The following is a 1,047-nucleotide window of genomic DNA, read 5'->3' as shown; positions in this document are numbered from 1 at the left end:
TCTTCTCGCCGACGGTTTCGACGTATTCATCGAGTCGAGTGCGCACCCGGTGCTGACGGCATCGGTGGAGGAGAGCGTCGAAGAGGCCGGTGCCGAGGCGGTCGTCCTGGGGACGCTGCGCCGCAACGAGGACGAACAGCGGCGCTTCAGCCTGGCGTTGGGCGAGGCCTTCGTAGCCGGGCTGGAGGTCCGGTGGCCCGTCGCCGGGCGGACCGCGGACTTCCTGGACCTTCCGACGTATGCCTTCCAGCGGGAGCGGTACTGGCTCGACGGGTCGGCCGGTGTGGTGGCCGCGGATGCCGGTGACCCGGAGGAGAGCCGGTTCTGGGCGGCCGTGGACAGCGCCGACCGCGCGGAACTCGGCGAGTTGCTCGGCGTGGACGACGCCTCCCGGCTGGAGGAGGTCCTCGGGCTGCTGGGTCCCTGGCGCCGGGACAACCGGGAGCGTTCCGAGACGGACTCCTGGCACTACCGCGTCGACTGGCGGCCGGTGTCCGAGGCGCAGGCCGTGTCGCTCGGCGGTGCCTGGCTGCTCGCCGTACCCGACGGCGACCCGGCCCACCCGTGGGCGGGACCGGTCGAAGAGACCCTGACGGCCGCGGGCGCCCGGGTCGTACGGCTGGCCGTGGCGGCGGACGACGACCGGGAGCGGCTGGCCCGGCGGATCGCCGAGACGGTCGGCGGACTCGACGGTGACGCACCGGCCGGTGTGCTGTGCCTGCCGCAACCGCCGGCCGCGGAGGAGACGACGGGCCCGGACCACCGTACGCTCACGGCCGCCCCGGCCCGCGCGCTGCTGCTGATCCAGGCGCTCGGCGACGCCGCCGTGTCCGCGCCCCTGTGGTGCCTGACCAGTGGCGCCGTCCAGGTCCCCGGCGTGGAGACGGCGATCCGGCCCGACCAGGCGCAGGTGTGGGGCCTCGGCCTCGTGGCCGCACTGGAGCACTCCGACCGCTGGGGCGGCCTGGCCGACGTGCCCGAGACCCCGGACCCGCGGGTGCTGCGCGGGCTGTGCGGTGTGCTCGCCGGCAGGCACGGCGAGGACCA

General features: G+C 75.2%; 1 pseudogene. It reads left to right on the top strand.

Going from position 1 to position 1,047, the window contains the following annotated elements:
- Positions 1–1,047, top strand: a pseudogene (locus H5J33_RS36330) (polyketide synthase); the annotation flags it as partial.

This window comes from Streptomyces sp. WELS2 (assembly GCF_013870595.1).
Taxonomy (GTDB): domain Bacteria; phylum Actinomycetota; class Actinomycetes; order Streptomycetales; family Streptomycetaceae; genus Streptomyces.
This window is presented reverse-complemented; position numbering and strand designations above follow the sequence as displayed.